The organism is Streptomyces sp. NBC_01077 (assembly GCF_045162855.1).
GTDB lineage: Bacteria > Actinomycetota > Actinomycetes > Streptomycetales > Streptomycetaceae > Streptomyces.
In genome coordinates, this window is the sequence record NZ_CP108669.1 from 4769555 (window position 1) to 4786568 (window position 17014).

General features: G+C 70.5%; 16 protein-coding genes. 8 read left to right on the plus strand and 8 right to left on the minus strand.

Translation table 11 applies throughout. The features are described 5' to 3' along the window. Positions 1–220: 220 nt before the first annotated feature. Positions 221–1642, plus strand: a complete 1422-nt coding sequence (locus OG462_RS21360; protein WP_406059781.1) for an ATP-binding protein — start codon at positions 221–223, stop codon at positions 1640–1642. A gap of 246 nt (positions 1643–1888) precedes the next feature. Here the strand turns inward: OG462_RS21360 and OG462_RS21365 are convergent, their stop codons facing one another. Next, positions 1889–2614 carry a TetR/AcrR family transcriptional regulator gene (locus OG462_RS21365; protein ID WP_406059783.1) on the minus strand — a complete coding sequence of 242 codons (726 nt, stop codon included), beginning with the start codon at positions 2612–2614 and terminating at the stop codon, positions 1889–1891. Between the two features lie 112 nt (positions 2615–2726). On the opposite strand from OG462_RS21365, the gene OG462_RS21370 reads away from it, so the two are divergent. Continuing rightward, positions 2727–3818, plus strand: a complete 1092-nt coding sequence (locus OG462_RS21370; protein ID WP_406059785.1) for an alpha/beta fold hydrolase — start codon at positions 2727–2729, stop codon at positions 3816–3818. A gap of 349 nt (positions 3819–4167) precedes the next feature. Here OG462_RS21370 and OG462_RS21375 read toward each other — a convergent pair whose 3' ends face one another. Next, entirely contained in the window at positions 4168–4953 is a 786-nt protein-coding gene (locus OG462_RS21375; protein WP_406059786.1) for a GNAT family N-acetyltransferase, read from the minus strand. A gap of 66 nt (positions 4954–5019) precedes the next feature. On the opposite strand from OG462_RS21375, the gene OG462_RS21380 reads away from it, so the two are divergent. From OG462_RS21380 to OG462_RS21390, 3 genes are all read left to right on the plus strand, one after another. Further along, entirely contained in the window at positions 5020–5244 is a 225-nt protein-coding gene (locus tag OG462_RS21380) for a hypothetical protein (protein WP_406066638.1), read from the plus strand. 15 nt (positions 5245–5259) lie between these two features. Further along, a complete protein-coding gene (gene pyrF, locus OG462_RS21385) occupies positions 5260–5979 on the plus strand; it encodes an orotidine-5'-phosphate decarboxylase (protein WP_406059788.1) in 720 nt (239 codons plus the stop codon). 134 nt (positions 5980–6113) lie between these two features. Next, positions 6114–6365, plus strand: a complete 252-nt coding sequence (locus tag OG462_RS21390) for a hypothetical protein (protein WP_406059790.1) — start codon at positions 6114–6116, stop codon at positions 6363–6365. Positions 6366–6582: 217 nt separating this feature from the next. Here the strand turns inward: OG462_RS21390 and OG462_RS21395 are convergent, their stop codons facing one another. The 3 genes from OG462_RS21395 to OG462_RS21405 form a co-directional block, all read right to left on the minus strand. Next, a complete protein-coding gene (locus tag OG462_RS21395) occupies positions 6583–7383 on the minus strand; it encodes a hypothetical protein (RefSeq protein WP_406059791.1) in 801 nt (266 codons plus the stop codon). 329 nt (positions 7384–7712) lie between these two features. Beyond that, a complete protein-coding gene (locus tag OG462_RS21400; protein WP_406059793.1) occupies positions 7713–9194 on the minus strand; it encodes a UDP-N-acetylmuramoyl-L-alanyl-D-glutamate--2,6-diaminopimelate ligase in 1482 nt (493 codons plus the stop codon). Positions 9195–9313: 119 nt separating this feature from the next. Further along, positions 9314–9466, minus strand: coding sequence for a hypothetical protein (locus tag OG462_RS21405; protein ID WP_406059795.1), 153 nt, complete (start codon positions 9464–9466; stop codon positions 9314–9316). A gap of 189 nt (positions 9467–9655) precedes the next feature. On the opposite strand from OG462_RS21405, the gene OG462_RS21410 reads away from it, so the two are divergent. After that, positions 9656–9958 (plus strand): hypothetical protein, encoded by a 303-nt coding sequence (locus OG462_RS21410; protein WP_406059797.1) that lies wholly within the window; start codon positions 9656–9658, stop codon positions 9956–9958. Between the two features lie 120 nt (positions 9959–10078). Here the strand turns inward: OG462_RS21410 and OG462_RS21415 are convergent, their stop codons facing one another. The 3 genes from OG462_RS21415 to OG462_RS21425 form a co-directional block, all read right to left on the minus strand. Beyond that, positions 10079–11893: an alkyl/aryl-sulfatase gene (locus tag OG462_RS21415; RefSeq protein WP_406059798.1), complete on the minus strand. Its 1815-nt coding sequence runs from the start codon at positions 11891–11893 to the stop codon at positions 10079–10081. Between the two features lie 128 nt (positions 11894–12021). Then, positions 12022–13815 carry a SulP family inorganic anion transporter gene (locus OG462_RS21420; protein ID WP_406059800.1) on the minus strand — a complete coding sequence of 598 codons (1794 nt, stop codon included), beginning with the start codon at positions 13813–13815 and terminating at the stop codon, positions 12022–12024. 2 nt (positions 13816–13817) lie between these two features. Continuing rightward, entirely contained in the window at positions 13818–14360 is a 543-nt protein-coding gene (locus tag OG462_RS21425) for a GAP family protein (protein ID WP_406059802.1), read from the minus strand. 631 nt (positions 14361–14991) lie between these two features. On the opposite strand from OG462_RS21425, the gene OG462_RS21430 reads away from it, so the two are divergent. Together OG462_RS21430 and OG462_RS21435 are read left to right on the plus strand one after the other, a co-directional pair. Beyond that, a complete protein-coding gene (locus OG462_RS21430) occupies positions 14992–16191 on the plus strand; it encodes a PP2C family protein-serine/threonine phosphatase (RefSeq protein WP_406059804.1) in 1200 nt (399 codons plus the stop codon). A 227-nt stretch (positions 16192–16418) separates the two neighbouring features. Next, a complete protein-coding gene (locus OG462_RS21435) occupies positions 16419–17012 on the plus strand; it encodes a DUF5994 family protein (protein ID WP_406059806.1) in 594 nt (197 codons plus the stop codon). The last annotated feature ends 2 nt before the right edge of the window (positions 17013–17014 follow it).

Here is a 17014-nt window from a genome sequence, read left to right on the forward strand (position 1 = left end):
TCTGCAGTCAGAATCCATCCATAGTTTTTGCAGGGGGGATTGCAGCCGGGGCCGGCTCTGGCCCGACACCTCGCCCGACCCCGAGACCGGAGCGCGGCGCGGGTCATGCAGTCAGCTGCGCGCCACCGATGCGCGGCGCCGGACGGACGGAAGATCCGACCAAATACTGCCACGCGCGATAGTATCGCTGGCGATACTATCTCTGACGGGAGTGTCTGGTATGCGTCGATTCATCGGGCGCGAGCGGGAGCTGCGGGTTCTGGGCGCGGCCTTGGAAAAGGTCCGCGAGGGGGGCGGTTCCCAGAAGCCCGGCGAGTGCATCCTGCTGCGCGGGCGCCGTCGAGTCGGGAAGTCGAGCCTGGTCGAGGAGTTCCTCGGCCGGGCCGAGGTCCCGTACCTCTTCTTCACCGCAGCGGGGGGATCCGCCGAGGACGAGCTGACGGAGCTGCTCGACGCCGTCGCCTCCTCCACGCTGCCGGAGCGGTCTCTGTTCGCCGAGGAGGCTCCGGCGCAATGGAACGCCGCGTTCCGGCTGCTGGCGGAGATCCTGCCCGACGACAGCCCGAGTGTGGTCGTGATCGACGAAGTCCCGTTCCTCATGGACCGGATCGACGCCTTCGAAGGCATGCTGCAGCGGGCGTGGGACCGGCTGCTCAGCCGCAAGCCGGTACTCCTGCTTCTGGTCGGCTCCGATCTGTCGATGATGGAGGCGCTGAACAGCTACGACCGGCCCTTCCACCAGCGCGGGCGCGAGATGGTCCTGGGACCTCTCGATCCCGCTGACATCGGCGACATGATCGGCCTGGAACCGGCGGCCTCGTTCGATGCGGCACTGGTGACCGGCGGACTGCCCCTCATCTGCGCCGAATGGGCGCCGGGGGCCTCACTTTGGGAGTTCCTGCGGACCTCGCTCGACAATCCCATCTCCGCCCTCCTGGTCTCCGCCGAACGGTCACTGGCCGCCGAGTTCCCTCCCCAGGCGATGAGCCGGGAAGTGCTGCGTGCGATCGGGAGCGGCGAACGCACGTTCACCAACATCGCCCGGGCGGCCGGCGGCATCGCCCATACGACCCTCACCCGGGCCACCGACGTCCTGACGGAGAAGCGCGTGGTAGCAGCCGAACTACCCGTCTCCCTCAGGCCGTCCAAGGAGCGCCGCTACCGGGTGGCCGACCCGTATCTGCGCTTCTGGCTGGCGTTCCTCGACCCGCACATGGCAGAGATCGAGCGCATGCGCGGCGACCTGACCCTGAGCCGGATCAAAGAACAATGGACAAGCTGGCGCGGCCGGGCCGTCGAGCCGCTCGTACGCGAATCGCTTGCCCGCCTGCTTCCCGACGGGGAGCTGCCCGCCGCCCCGGCCATCGGCGGATACTGGACCCGCAGCAACGACATCGAGATCGACCTGGTCGGCGCCGACCGCCAGCCGGTGGCCAAACAGCTGCTCTTCCTCGGATCGGTCAAGTGGCTGGAGAACTCGGCCTTCGACAGCCACGATCTCGCCGCCCTGCACAAGCACCGGGCAGCGGTCACCGATGACCCCGTGCCTCTGATCGCGGTTTCCCGCAGCGGCGTCAACTGCGCCGGCCTCCAAGGAACGTACGGCCCGGAGGAACTGCTCACCGCATGGCGCGGGAACTGAGGCTCGTGCCACTAGGTGCCAGTCAGGGCGGTATTCAGCGGTCACCAGAGGCGCGGCCCAGACCTTGGAAAGCGAGCTCCACACTGGACGTTTGCGCAGGCCAGGGGCCTATTGGTGGCCCAAGCACCGGGTGATTCCCAAGCTCATAGCGCGGGTTCGATTCCCGTCATCCGCTCTTGAGAGAAGGCCCAGGTCAGCGACCTGGGCCTTCGTCGTTGTCCAGGCATCCGACCGGAAAGCGGCAGCTCACCGGGAGACCAGCGCCGCCACCCCGTCGAAGATCCGCTCCAGGCCGAAGTCCAGGGGACTCCCCTCCCGGGGCGCGAAGGCGCCCGCCGCGATCGCGTCCGTCAGGGCGGGAAAGCGCTCCTCATGCCGCTGCAGAACCTCGGCCGTCAGGTGCGCCCACTCTTCGTTCGCCGCCTCGTCGTGGTCGACGTACTGCTGGGCGATATTGCGAATGTGGCCCACGAGCAGCAGGAACGTGTCATGCCGCTGGCTGGCCGGCAGTCCCGTTCCGGCAAGTGCGGCCAAGGCCGAGTCGAGCCAGCCGAGTTGATGTGGGCCCATGATCTGGCGGCGCATGCCGGTCGCCGTCAGGATCCATGGGTGGCGGCGGTACATCGCCAGACACTGCCGGGCCCATTCGGTCAGCTGCGGGCGCCAGCCGCCGGGGATGTCGGCGACCGGGGCCGGGGGGCCGATCGCGAGGTCGACCATCAGGTCGAGGAGTTCCGTCTTGCCGGGAACGTACCGGTAGAGCGCCATCGCGGTGACGCCGAATTCCTTGGCCACCCGCGCCAGCGAGACCGCGTCCAAGCCCTCCCTGTCGGCGATGCCCATAGCCGCCTCTGCGATCCGGCCCGCGCTGAGCGAGGGCTTCGGGCCCCTGCTCGGCAGCTCCTGCTCGCCCCAGAGCAGCGCGAAGCTCGCCTTCACGCCGACCTGCTTCCCGGCCTTCTTCGCGGCCACCCGCGCCTCCCTCGTCGATCCCCGTTGACACCTCACTCTAACTGTTTATAACGTATAGCCAACCGCTTACGGCATATACAGTTCGCTCGAACGGGACACCCAGGGAGCCGTCATGATCGCCACCATCGCCGCCACCTCCGCAGCCGTCCTCCTCGCCGCACCCGCGGCCGGGGTCCTTGGCCACCGCGCCCTCAAGCGGTCCCGCAACGCCTCCCTGATGAAGATCGACACCCCGAACGGCATCGACGAGCAGGGCTTCGTCCGCATCGGCGGCATCGAGCAGTGGATCTCCGTACGCGGCGAGAATCTGGCCAACCCGGTCGTCCTGGAACTGCACGGCGGCCCCGGAGCCTCGACCGCGATCTTCGGACCCCGCACCAGATCCTGGGAGAAGCACTTCACGATCGTCCGCTGGGACATGCGCGGCACCCTCAAGACCCTCGGCCGCAGCGGTCCGGAGGGACAGGGCGAAATGACCTTCGACCGGATCTACGCCGACGCGATCGAAGTCACCGACCACATACGCACCCGCCTGGCCGTCGACAAGATCGTCCTGCTCGCCCATTCCTACGGAAGTGCCTTCGGCCTGCGGCTCGCCCGAGAGTTCCCCGAGCGCTACTCCGCATACGTCGGCACCGACCAGAACATCCACGACGCCGGCCGCGACGACTCCGTACACCAGGCCCTGCTCACCCGCCTGCGCGCGACCGGAAAGCGCAAGGAACTGGCGGCAGTCGAGGCGCTCCACCCCGATGAGCAGCGGTGGACGGCCCGCGAGCGCGCGATGCACGCCAAGCTGCTGGCCACCAGCGACCCGCTGACCCTGGACACGATGAAGAAGGTCGTCATGGGGTCCCTGTGGTTCTCGCCGCTTCACTCGCTGCGCGAACTGGAGCGCTTCGTGACGGGCATGACCCTTTCGGAGCAGATCACTCACGCCACCGCCGGGTCGGACGACTGGGCGGACGGGACGAAGTTCGCACTCCCCTTCTTCATCGTTCAGGGCGAGAAGGACGTGCTCACGTCGCCTGAGCTCGCCCGCCGCTTCTTCGACGACGTCCAGGCGCCCGTCAAGGGCTTCGCGCTGATCGAGGACTGCAGCCACTTCGCAGCGTTCCGGCGGCCGGAGCGATTCCTGGAACTTCTGCTGGCCCACGTACGCCCGCTGGTCACCCGCGAGCCGGCCGTCGCAGCGGGCGCCTGAAGAAGCACCGCTCCCTAGCCGTAGCCACCGACCGGCTCCTCCTGACGCCCACGAGCGAGACCCGTGCCACAACGTGCCGGGAGAGGCGGCGAACAGGGGTCACGTGCGAATGGGTGATGACGGCGCCGTGATCGTGGACTTGAGCAACTACGAGCCGGTGTGGCCGACATCGCTGTTCGCGTCGGAAAGGGGAACTCATCCTGCGGACGCCGACCTCCCCATGGGAGGACCGCGCGGAGTGGCCCCTGACCGAGGCGCTGATCGGATCAGTGGCAGGGACGCGGCTTGTCCACCGGCGCGTCTGGCCACACGGCTGGGACCTTGCGGGGGACTGGCGAGCCAGCGGGGTTCACCGCGACGGTGTCGCAGGAGCAGAGGCCCACCAGGTCGAGGGCGCCGCGACGGTGTAACCCAGAGCCTCGTACAGCGGCCTGCCCAGCTTCGAAGCGGTGAGTGTGAGCGGCAGGTCCGCCAGGTGGGCGAGGGAGCCGAGCATGACGGCCCGCCCCACGCCTCGCGACCGGAAGGCCGGCGAAGTACCGACCCAGTAGTGGCTGCCGACGCCGTCGTCCACGACGGTGACGCAGGCTCCCGCGGCCACGCCGTCGTGCAAGGCGACGAACACGTCCACGCCCGGCTGCCCGATCAGCGTCATCGGGAACAGCTCGCCGGGGCGGTAGGGCTCGAATCCGGCCAGCTCGAAGCCCTCGATCACGATCCGCTCAGCCGTCTGGAGGTCCTCGGGCTGCCGTACCTGGATCACGTCCAGCACCGGTTGGCCGACGGGCCCGGGCGGGCGCAGCATGACCGGCATCTGCCAGCTACGCATGCCCAGGTGGCTCAGGTCGGTCGAGCCGAACGGATCCTCGGCGTTCACCGGGCCCGCGGCCCGGCGAGCCAGCTCGCTCAACTCGGCCAGTTCGCCCGGGTCGAGGTTCGGCTCCTGGATCAGGACCCGCAGGCCGGTACGCTCGTCGCCGTCGACCGCGACGAATCCTCGGCGTCGGATGACCTCGTGCCCCCGGCAAAGGCCGGTCGCGATCCAAAGGGCGGCGGAGTTGCGGGCCTGACGCATCGGTGCCTCGGCCAAAGCCACGGACGCGGGCTGGTCGGCCGAAGTGGATCTTGTTGTCATTATGCTTACGGTAGTGCGCAGTTGACCCATCGCACAGGCCAATTCCGTGGGAGCTGACCGGGCCACATTCGGGCCGACCCGCCCGGCTGCCACGACATGATCACCACCGCTGGAGACGTCCTCCTTTCACGCGCTCAAGCGGCGGACGTCGTGCGCCGCCCCGGCGTCACGATCACCCGGTTGCTGAAACTCGTCGGCGCCATCGCGTTGACCGCCGGGCACGACGTCGACGGCCCGGCCGAGGCCGACCTCCTGCTGACGACCGCCATCGACGGCGTTCGCACACGCTGACGCCACCCACGCGGCGTGGGCGACACTCACTCCATGGAGCCAACCAGCCGGATCATCGTTGCCCTGGATTTCGACAACCGCAGAGCGGCCGACGAAGTCGTCGGCCGACTTGGTGAGGAGTGTCGTTTCTACAAGGTCGGGTTGGAGCTGCTCACGGCGGCCGGGCCGGACCTGATCGAGGACCTCGTGGCCCAGGGCAAGGAAGTCTTCCTGGACCTGAAGCTCTTCGAGATCCCGAACTCCGTGGCCGGCGCGGTCCGCGCCGCCGGCGCGCTGGGCGTCTCCATGGTGACCGTCCACAGCATGGGCGGCGCCGGCATCATGGCTGCCGCTGTCGCCGCGGCCCGCGACTTTCCGCGCCTTCGCGTGCTGGCTCTGACCGTCGTCACCAGCATGACGAGCTCCGATCTCTCCGACATCGGCATCACCGGCCCGCCATCGACCGAGGATCAGGTGCTGCGGCTGGCCCGGCTGGCGGAAGGCGCCGGTGTCCATGGCGTGATCGCCTCGCCGCAGGAAGCCGGTGCACTGCGGCGCGCACTCGGACCCGACACCCTGATCGTCACGCCAGGAGTCACACTCCCCGATGAGTCCCCGGGTGACCACGCCCGGTCCGGCACACCGCGTGCCGCCGTGGCGGCCGGTGCGTCACATGTCGTCGTGGGCCGAACGGTCACCCGTGCCACGGACCCGGCTGCCGCATTCCGGTCCGTCCGCACAAACCTGGAGCTGTGAGGGTCGGTCCGGAGCAGCTGGGCGACGGATCCGGGTTCTCGGCGATGCTCGGCCGCGCGGGGCCTGCGAACGTCCCATAGGGACAGTAAGAGTGAACGGGCGTATCGCCGATTCCCGGAGGTCGTTCTCAGGGCATGAAGAAGATCATTTCTGCCGCTGCGCTGGTCCTCGCCGGCGTCGCCTTCGCAGCTCCCGCCCACGCCGACAACGACTCCCACTTCGGCAGCGGCGTCAACGCAGCCAATAACTGGAACTTCACCGCCGCTGACGTCTGCATCCAGGAGCTGGCCGTGGTGCCCGCGCTCAGCGACTGGACAGGAAACCACGAGAACAACTGCTCCAACGGCAACGTCATCGACCACTCGGGGGCGGGGCAGACGCCCTGAACGGCCTTCGTCGCCCGTGAACGAAGCCCCAGGTCAGCGACCTGGGGCTTCGTCGTTCTCCAGATGATCAGCTGGAGTTGACGGCCTTTGGTCAGGATGGAGGCCCAGGCGACGCTCGGCCAGGCCGGTCTGGACCAGCATCGGGGCGACGAACGCCTCGGTGCACTGGCCGTCGGCCTTCACGGGCGGCTCTCCGTCGCCGGCGCCGGTCCGCGCGTCAGGCGTTTCGGCGGTTGCCCTGGTCGTCGCAGGGCAGTTCGGAGGCCGGGTGGTTCGTCGTGAAGTCACGGTTTGCCTGTCGTTCGGCCTCGGTGATCGCCGTCGGCTCGACGTTGATGATGCCGCCGAAGGGGCGGTCGACATCCCGGATGATGCACAGCGCCGTCGTCAGCAGCGCGGTGATCACGACGAGCGTGATCAGCTGGCCGCGGTTGTTGCGGCGGGGCAGGCAGACGCCCAGGGCCACCACGGTGATGACCAGTGTCGCGAGGAGGAACCAGAGGATCGCGCTGGGGATGCTCGCGGTGGCCTGGGTGAGGCGCTCCTCGCGTTCCTCCGAGCGCTTGTTGTCGGCGGCCACCAGCATGCCGAAGACCGGCTTGCCCTCCACCTCGCGGAAGACCCGGCGGAAGTCGGTGGACCAGACACTGGGAGCCGGCGAGCCCTCGCCGTCGGCCATGGCGGGCCACTCCTGCTCGCGTACGGCACGGGCGTAGCAGACGGCGCCCGCCTGGATCTCGGCCCGCTGCGCCTCGGGCGCGTACTCGGCGGCCTCGACGAGCTGGTCGACGGCCCGGGCCTCGCCGCGCGAGGCGACCTCGGCCTTGCCGTACGAACCGTTGGCGGTGACCAGGACGAACGCGAGCAGCAGCACCGTCAGCGTCAGCAGCGGGCCGACCAGGTCCTTCACGGCCATGCCCGTGTCGTCGTCCTCGCTCAAGAGGCGTGGCCGCAGCCAGCGGTTGGCGGCGAGGCCGGCGAGCAGGGCCAGTACGGCGACGACGATGACGAGGACCACGGACGAACACCTTCCGGTGGGGTGGGGGAGCCCCCGGCGTACGGGGCGCCGGGATCATGTCCCGCACCGCACACCATCCGGAACAGCGGAAACGTCACCTCGCCCCCGAACGAGCGACTCCCTTGCGCCGGAGAGCCCCGCGCTCGAACCGCCACCCGCTCCCGACCGGACGACGCCTCAGTCGTGGAGAAGGAACGCGGACGAGGTGGTCGCGCCCTGCCGGCCGGGCCTCGTGTACGCGAAGAGCACGGCGGCCGGCCGTCGGTCGGGCGGACGGCCCGCCTCGTCACTCGCGAGCCCGATCGGGCCGGCCCGATCGGAAAGTCCCCCTAGATCTGGGCCAGTTCGCGCACCGTGGCCATGTCGCTGAAGGGGAGCAGTTTCTCGCCGACGATCTGGTGCGGTTCGCTGCCCTTGCCGGCGATCAGGACCGTGTCGTCGGGGCCCGCCGCGGACAGGGCGAAGGCGATCGCCTGGCGGCGGTCGGTGTAGCGCCGGTAGGGGGTGCCGGTCGCCGTGAGGCCGGGGGCGACCTGGTCCAGGATGGCCTCGGGGTCCTCGTTGCGGGGGTTGTCCGAGGTCAGGACGCAGAGGTCGGAATGGGTCCCGGCGATCTGGCCCATCTCGGCCCGTTTGGTGGTGTCGCGGTCTCCGCCGCAGCCGAAGACCGTGATCACCCGGCCGCGTGCGAAGCCCCGGATGGTGGTCAGGACCTTGTCCAGGGAGTCCGGCGAGTGGGCGTAGTCCACGATCACGGACGTGCCCAGCGGGGTCCGGAAGCGTTCCAGTCGGCCCGGGACCGGCGGCATCCGGTCGAGCGCGTCGATCAGGGGGCCCAGCTCGTGCCCCAGCACGTGGCAGGCCGCCACGGCAGCCAGCGCGTTGGACACCGAGAACCGGCCGGGAACGGGGATCGAGACCGGGTGGGCACGTCCGTCGTGGTGCAGAGTGAACCGCGTACCCGAGGCGCTCACCACGAGGTCGGTGGCCCGGTAGTCGGCCGGGCGGTCCAGGGCGTACGTGGTCACGGCACCCGGCATCATCGGCACGATGGACGCGCCCACCGGGTCGTCGGCGTTGACCACCGCACGCCTGCACAGGCCCTGGAAGAGCCGCAGCTTGGCGTCCCGGTAGTCCGCCATCGTCCCGTGGTCGTCCAGATGGTCCTGCGTCAGGTTGGTGAAGACCCCGACGTCGATGAACGTACGGTTCACCCGGTGCGTCAGCAGTGCCATCGAGGTGGCCTCCAGCACCACGCCGGCCGCCCCGCGGTCGCGCATGCACCCCAGCAGGTACTGCAGGTCGGGGGATTCAGGCGTGGTCAGCACGGAGGGCGGCATGGGGATCGGCTCGTCGCCGATCCTGCTTCCGGCTGTTCCGATCACCCCCACCTTGGATCCCTCGGCGATCCGCAGGAGGGACTCGACCATGTACGAGACGGAGGTCTTCCCGTTGGTGCCGGTGATCGCCACCATGTCCATCTGCCGCCCGGGCTCGCCGAAGTAACGGGAGGTGACCACGGCGGCGGCCGTCCGCGTGTCGGGTACCCGGACGGCGCAGGTGCCCGGGAGCCACACCCCGGCCGGCAGAGCGGGTTCGCTGCCGTCGACGAGTACGGCGGCGGCGCCCCGGGCCAGAGCGGGCGAGACGGAGCCGGGGCCGCCCTCCCGGTGTCCGGGTACGGCGATGAAGAGCGAGCCCGGCGTCACCCGGTCGGCGTCGAAGGTGGTTCCCGCGGTGATCAGCGTCGTGTCCGGATCACCCTGGAGAACGTGGTGCTCCTGCCCGGCCAGCAATGCGCTCAGCTTCACAATGATCCCTTCGAGGGGGCTCGGGCCCGGGCGTGCGGCCGTAGCCAGGCGGCAGCGCCGGCGGCATGCCGGGAAGCTGCTGTGGTGATGTGGAGCGGAGGAGCCGGAGGCGCGATGCGCTAGCCGTGGCCGTGCAGGGCGGTACGGCGCGTCTTGGGCGGCGCGACGAGGGCCGCATCGGTCGGGTCGACGACGGTCGGAACCCCGGCGGCCGGGCGCATCTCGGAGGCGGCCTGCTGCAGGCACTGCCTCGAGGAACGCGTGCGACCCATGGGCCGAGTGTACGGCCCGCCCAACGGCCCGAGGACCGCCGCTGCCGGAGCGTGAATGCCACCGGTCAGCCCACGACGGCGACCAGGTCCGAATGGCTGCTCCGATGTGCCCGGCCGACCTGACCTGCCTAGCGTCGTACTGCCGTGCCGCACAGGCTGCGGCGCACCGAGGCATGGAGAGGAACCCCCATGGCAGTCGTGATGACCTTCGTGTGGCCCGGGATGACGCCAGAGGCGTACGACGCGGCGCGTGCCCGGGTGGGCTGGGAGGACGACTCTCCGGACGGGTTCGTGATGCACATGGGCTGGTTCGCCGACGACGGCTTCCACGTGGCCGACGTCTGGGAGTCGGAGGATCACTTCACGCGGTTCATCGCCGACAGGATCGCACCCGTGGTCAAGGGGGAACTTGGCATCACGACCGAGCCCCAGGTGACGTTCGCCCCCCTCTACCGGCGCTTCATCGCCCCGGACGCCAGCGGCGCCGCCTGAACGGACCTCGAACATGTCCGGGCGATCACGGTTCGCAGCCGGACGGAGCCCCAGGCCGGCGGCCTGGGGCTTCGTCGTCGTCCGGACCCTCTCGGGGCTCGCGTCGCCGCTTGCCTGACGTCAGGGCGTCACGATCGGGAAACCGGGGTCGGGCTTCGTCACGTAGGAGAAGAGGCCGGCGAGGAGTGCCGGGTCTCCGGTCGTGGCGACGCCGTCGAGGCCCTTGCCCGCCAGGACGCCGAGGAGCTGCGGCTTGGTGAGGGTGAGGGTCACTCCGGCCGGGGTGCGGGGGTCGGCGACGACGCGGTGGGTGAGGGCCCCGTTGTGGAGGGTGAGGCGGTGGCGGTGGCCCTCGTCGGTGAGGACGAGGTCGACGGTGAGGTCCTCGTCCCAGGCCCGGGGGCCGTCGATGCGGACGGCGATGGAGTCCAGGAGCATCTCGGTGGTCAGCGCCATCGCCATCTCCGGGTTGGCGGTGTCGAGCAGGGCGGCGTTCTCGCCGTGGCGCAGTTCCATGGCGGAGTTGAGGTAGAAGTTGCGCCAGGGGCCGTTCTCGGCGCCGTGGCCGAGCTTGTCGTAGACGCCGGCGAGGGTCTGCTTGGCGTCCGCGTCGCCGGGGTCGGCGAAGACGAGGTGGTTGAGGAGCGTGGCGGCGAAGCGGAGGTCGCCGGAGTCGGCGTAGCCGCGGGCCTTGGTCAGGGTCTGCTCGGGTCCGCCCATCACGTCGACGTACCGCTGGGCGAGTTCGACCGGCGGGTGTTCCCAGAGGTGCGCCACATTGCCGTCGAACCAGCCCAGGTAACGCTGGTAGATCGCCTTGACGTTGTGCGAGAGGGAGCCGTAATAGCCGCGCGTGTGCCAGGAGTTCTCCAGCGCGGGCGGCAGCTTCATCTCCTCGGCGATCTCCGGGCCGGTGAGGCCGTCGTTGAGCATGCGCAGGGTCTGGTCGTGCATGTACGCGTACAGGTCGCGCTGCTCGGAGAGGAACGTCACCACGTTGTCGTGGCCCCAGGTGGGCCAGTGGTGGGAGGCGAAGGCGACGTCGTACCGCCCGTCGAAGAGGTCGATGGCCTCGTCGAGGTAGCGCGACCAGATGCGGGAGTCGCGGACGACGGCGCCGCGCAGGGTCAGGATGTTGTGCATGTTGTGGGTGGCGTTCTCGGCCAGGCACAGTGCCCGCTGGTCGGGGAAGAGGAAGTTCATCTCGGCCGGCGCCTCGGTGCCGGGGGTGAGCTGGAAGACGATCCGTACGCCGTCGACCGTCTCCTCCTGCCTCGTCCTGGTGATGTCGACGGTGGGCGGGATGAGCGTGATGCTGCCGGTGGACGTGGTCATGCCCAGGCCCGCGCCGATCTGGCCGTCGGGGGCCTTGGGGAGCCGGTCGCCGTACATGAAGACCGCGCGGCGGGTCATGGCGTTGCCGGCGTAGACGTTCTCGCTGACCGCGTGCTCCAGGAAGCCGACCGGGGCGAGGATCGGCACGCCCTCCTCCGTGCCGCGCGGAAGCACGCCGCGGGCACCGCCGAAGTGGTCGCCGTGCGAGTGGGTGTAGATCAGGCCGGTGACCGGGCGGTCGCCGCGGTGCTCCCGGTAGAGCGCGAGTGCGGCGGCGGCGGTCTCGGCGGAGATGAGCGGGTCGATGACGATCACGCCGCGCTCGCCCTCGACGAGCGTCATGTTCGACAGGTCCAGGCCACGCACCTGGTAGACGCCCTCGGTGACCTCGTACAGCCCCTGTTTCGAGGCGAGTTGCGCCTGCCGCCACAGGCTCGGGTTCGCGGTGTCGGGGCACTCGTCCTTCAGGAACCCGTAGGCGTCGTTGTCCCAGACGGTGCGGCCGTCGGCGTCCTTGACGACGGCGGGCACGAGCGCGCCGATGAAGCCGCGGTCGGCGTTCTCGAAGTCGCGGGTGTCCTCGAAGGGGAGGGCGGTCATCTCTCGCTCCGTTCCACGGGGTCGCTGCCTGCGGCCGGAGGTCCGGCGCGCGACATGGGCTCATCTCAACATCCCACCCACTTGGGCGCATTTCGGGATGATCCTGGCTTCTGGGCAAGTGGGGGAGGTCAGCGGGCAGGGCGTCCCTCCGGAGGCCGCTCTCCGGGTAGGAGGGGCGGGTTCTGCCGGTCCCCGGGGAGGAGGGACGGATTCTGCCGGTCTCCGGGTGAGTCGGACGGGTTCTGCCGCCGGGCCGCGAGCCACGCCTCGGCTTCCGCGACCGCCTCCTCCAGCGGGGCGAACAGCTCGGGCCGCGCCGGTACGATCCCGCCGTCGCCGAGCCGGGCGGCGAGCCCGGACCGTTCCAGGAGCCCCACGAGCGGGGGCTGGACCCCGCACAGGACGAGCCGGCCCCCGTGCGCGGCCAGGCTCGCCGCGTACCGGTCGAGCAGCTTGAGGACCGCAGAGGACGGCACGTCGGGCAGGGTCCGTACGACGAGGACGAGGACGGCGGGCCCGGCAGTGTCCGGCCGGGGCAGCCGGCTCTCGATCCGGGGCAGCTCGGCGAAGAAGGAGGTGCCCGCGTAGTCGAGGACCGTCACCTCGCCCGGCGTCAGCCGCTCGGGCGGTTCGGCCGTGTGCCACCGTCCGTCGGGTGCCCGCCACAGCGCGACCAGCCTGCTCTGCCGGGCCGCCTGTACGCAGAACAGGAGCAGGGACAGTACGGCTCCGAGGACGATGGCCTGCTGGAGCGGGAGCTGGGTGGTGGCGAGGAAGGTCAGGATCATCGCGGCCGACGACAGGCGCGAGGTGCGGAGCACCAGCAGGATGTCGTGGCGCTTCCCCCAGATCAGTTCGCCGCCGACGACGAGGATCAGCCCGCCGATGACGGGCATCGGGATGCGTTCGGCGAGCAGGGCACAGACCAGGACGATCAGGGCGAGCAGGACGCCGGAGAAGATGCCGGCCCAGCGGGTGCGGGCCCCGGCGGAGACGGCGACACCCGTACGGGAGAGGGAGCCGCCGGAGGGCAGCGACTGGAAGAGGCCGCCGGCGAGGTTCGCCAGGCCCTGGGCGGCGAAGTCGCCGTTGACGGAGGAACGGGAGCCGTCCGGGTTGGGTACGGACGGGCCGATGCTCGCGGCCTGGGCGAGGGCGACGAGGGCGACGGCGACCGAGCCGCCGAGCAGCTCGGGGACGACGGACAGGTCGGGCGCGGAGAAGCCGGGGAGTGAGGCCGGGATGTGGGCGATGTCGCGGACGAGCTCCACGTCCGTACCGAGAACGGCCACGGCGACGCTCGCCAGGACCATGGCGACGAGCAGGGCGACGGGTTCGAGGCGTTTCACGAGCCGGGTCGCGGCCCAGATCGCGATCGTGGCGACGGCGACGAGCGTCGCGCCGAGCGCCCAGTCGCCGATGTGGGCGATCCAGTCGCCGAGTTGGTGGAGGCGGTTGTGGCCCTGCGGCTTGTAGCCGGTCGCGTCCTTCAGTACGCCGGTGACGATCTGGAGCGCGATGCCGGTGGAGAAGCCGGTCATGACGGCGTTCGAGACGAAACTCATCACCGCCCCGAGTCGCAGCACGCCCATCAGGAGCATGACGAGCCCGGCGAGGAGCGTGAGGGTCGCGATGTTGCCGGGGTCCTTCGCGTCGAGGCCCGCGTCGGACAGGACGCTCTGGGAGGTGAGGGCGATGGCGCTGGTCAGGGTGGTGACCATGAGGACGGTACGGGCGGTGAGGGAGCCGACGATCGCGGGGACGACGCCAGCGTAGAGACCCGCGACCGGGTTGAAGCCGGCGAGGGCCGCGTACGCCATGCCCTCGGGGATCGAGAAGAGGCCCGTGACCAGGCCGGAGCCCACGTCCGCCGCCTTCGGCCTGCCGAGGCGGCGCCGGAGTCGGCGGACGGGTACGCGCACGCTCAGCCCGCCAGCCCGCTCACCGCGTCGCCGACGTACTTGGCGCCGAGGACGATCAGGACGGTGGTCATGATGGCCGCGTTGTGGGCGGCCATCCATGCCTTCCACTCGCCCAGCACCGTCGCCGACTTCTGTCCGCCGAGGAGGTAGACGCCGAGCGGCAGCAGGGTGCACAGGGACGCGATCAGCACCATCAGGACGGCGGCGACCGTCTTGCCGCCGGTCGAGGCCGTACTCGCGGCGATGGAGACGGCGCCGCCGACCGCCAGGGCCAGGTTCTTGGGGTTGGCGACGGCGAGGACGGCGGCGAATCCGGTGGATTTGCCCGGGGTGAAGGTGTCGATCGCCTTCATCCAGCCGGGCGGCTCGGCCGGGTGCCCCTCCCTCGGCCGGTCCTTCCACTGTTTGCCGCCCATGAGCAGGAACAGCACGCCGAGCCCCAGCTTCAGCCACAGCGTCCAGGAGGCCGGGCCGTCGTCGCCGGAGGCGTCGCCGCCCGATCCGGCGAGGACGACGACCGTGACGAGCACCGCGAGCGAGACCACCCAGCCCGCCGTGAGGCGATGCCGTTGACCCTGCCCTTGGGGGTCGCCAGCATGAGGATCACGACGATCAGCGGCACGGGGCTGATGGCGATGCCGACCGCGGAGGCGAGCATCTGCCCGATGGCGTCTCCCACCGCGGGCTCACCCCCTCGCCGCGATGAGCGGCAGCTCGTAGGTGCCACGGCTGTCGGTGGCACGGCTGTCGGTGGCACGGCTGTCGGCGCTGCTCGGGCTGGTCCGGCTCAGCTCCGCCACGTCACCCCTCCTCACCCAAAGCGCATATTTCGCTCAAAAATGCCACGCGGCCTGGCAGGGCGCATCTGCAGACGCTGTAGACGCCGTCCCGGCACCGAGCTCAGGGGCGCGCGGGTTGACGGGCGAAGGCTTCCGCACCCTGGGCCTGGGCGCCTGCGCAAGGGGGCGATCGCCACCGTGTGGCTCGCCCGGCCGCCGAGGCGCATTCTTGATGACGAGACCCCCGGTACGAGCCCGGGTCCCGGGTCCGGCTGACTCCGGCCGCCGACGCGGCGCCGTGCGGACCGGCGCCGGCCCCGAGCGGCCTCGGCGCCCGCCCCCTCGTACGCCAGTGCCGGACGAGGGTTCCGCAGCCCGCCCGGTGGGAGGCGACTGGATGACAGCCGGACAGCACGGGGATCCGGATCGCTCGGAGAGCTTCGGAGAGGGGCTGCTGGGCGGTCTCGTCGACCGGGCCCACGAGCTGCCTCCCCATCTGGTCGGGCCGGTCCTCGCCGACACGGTGGCCCGGCTGGGGGGACGGGACCCGCAGATCCTGCTCCAGGACTACGGGCAACAAGGACTGGTCCCCCTGCCCGGCGAAGGGCTGGTGGGCGGCGAACCGCAGCCCATCGACCACTCCGACGCCGGCCGGTGCTTCCTCACCTCGCGCCCGGTCGAACTCGTGCTGCCCGACGGCGTACGGGTCCTGCTGCCGTTGCTGGACGGGGGCGACCAGGCGGGCGTCCTGGCCGTCACCCTGGACGCCGTCGATGACGACGACCGCCGCCTGCTGCGCAGGGTCGCCGCTCTGATCGCCGACATGATGCGGACCAAGAACGGCCACACCGACCTCTTCTTCCGCACCCGCCGTAGCGAACCGATGAGCGTCGCCGCCGAGATCCAGTGGTCGCTGCTGCCGCCGCTGTCGATGGTGACGCCGCGCGTCGCCGTCGCCGGCGTCCTGGAACCCGCATACGACGTGGCGGGCGACAGCTTCGACTACGCCCTGAACGGGGACACCTTCCACCTCGCCATGATCGACGCCATGGGCCACGGCCTGGACGCGGCCACGATGGCCACCGTGGCCATCGGCGCGTACCGGCACGCCCGCCGGATCAGCATCGAGCTGTCCGAGATCTATCTCTTCATGGACCGGGCCGTGGCCGAGCAGTTCGAGCCCGACCACTTCGTGACCGCGCAGATGATGCGGCTGGACACCGACACGGGACACCTCCAGTGGGTCAACGCGGGACATCCCGCCCCCATGCTGATCCGCCGGCACCGCGTCGTACGCCGCCTGGACAGCCCCACGACCCTTCCCGTCGGCTTCGGAGGAGCCCAGCCGCAGGTCAGCGGCGTGACGCTCGAACCGGGGGATCGCGTCCTCTGGTTCACCGACGGGCTGATCGAGGAACACGAGAGCGGGCAGGAGGAATTCGGCGAGGACCAGCTGATCGACTGGGTGAATCAGCTGGAGAAGGCTGACCGCGGGGTCCGCGCGGTGGCACGGGACCTCTCCCACACGCTCAAGCGGGCACGCGGCGAGGCCACTTCGGACGACGCCACGCTCGTCGTGGTCGAGTGGCGCGGCTGACTCGGTCATCGAGGCCGTCCGGGACGGGGCCAGGGACGTGCCGTGAGGTGGAGGTGGCGGTACGGGCGACCGGATGTCACCTGGTCAGAAACGCTCGTCCGGCCACCGGGCGGAGTAGGCTCGAATTACCGGGAGTAACTCGAGCACCCGCTCCCACGCGGACGTCGTTTCCGGCGATCAAGACACTGGGCCGCCCTGCAGGGCGGCCCGGAGACGGGTCCGCGATCATGACCGCCACCCTCGCACCCCCGCTTTCGGCGCGCCTCTCGCTGACGCCGAAGACCACACTCGCCGGCCTCCTGGACGGCGCCTGGTGGCCTCGGTCGCGTGACCTCACCACCGAACTTCCGCCCCTGGTCGACGCGTTGGAGGAGCGCTGGGGACGCATCACACGCGTCGCGGTGAACCCCGCCCGTTGGCCCGTCGTCCCGCACAAGGTCGCCGTCACCGGGCACATCGTGCATGTCGGCTGGTTCACCGAACAGGACCCCGACAAGATGATCCTGCTCTCCTACACCGTCGGCCGCTGCGACCTGCTGGTGATCCCGTCCGAGACCGAACCCGCCGCAGCCGCCCGGCTCATGGCCGCCGCCGCCACCCCCGGCAACCTCCACACCGCCGGAGTCCTGATGTCCGACGAGGCCGCGACCGGCCGCCGCGTGCGGGACGCCCGGAGCAGTGAGAACGCCTGGGAGACCGACGGCGGGTCCGCTCCGCCGCCGCGCAGGCACCCGGTCGTCGGAGCGGCCGCCCTGCCGCCGCGCCGGCACCCGGTCGTCGGAGCACGAATGATCCTGATCCGCGGGAACCCGCGGAGGTGACG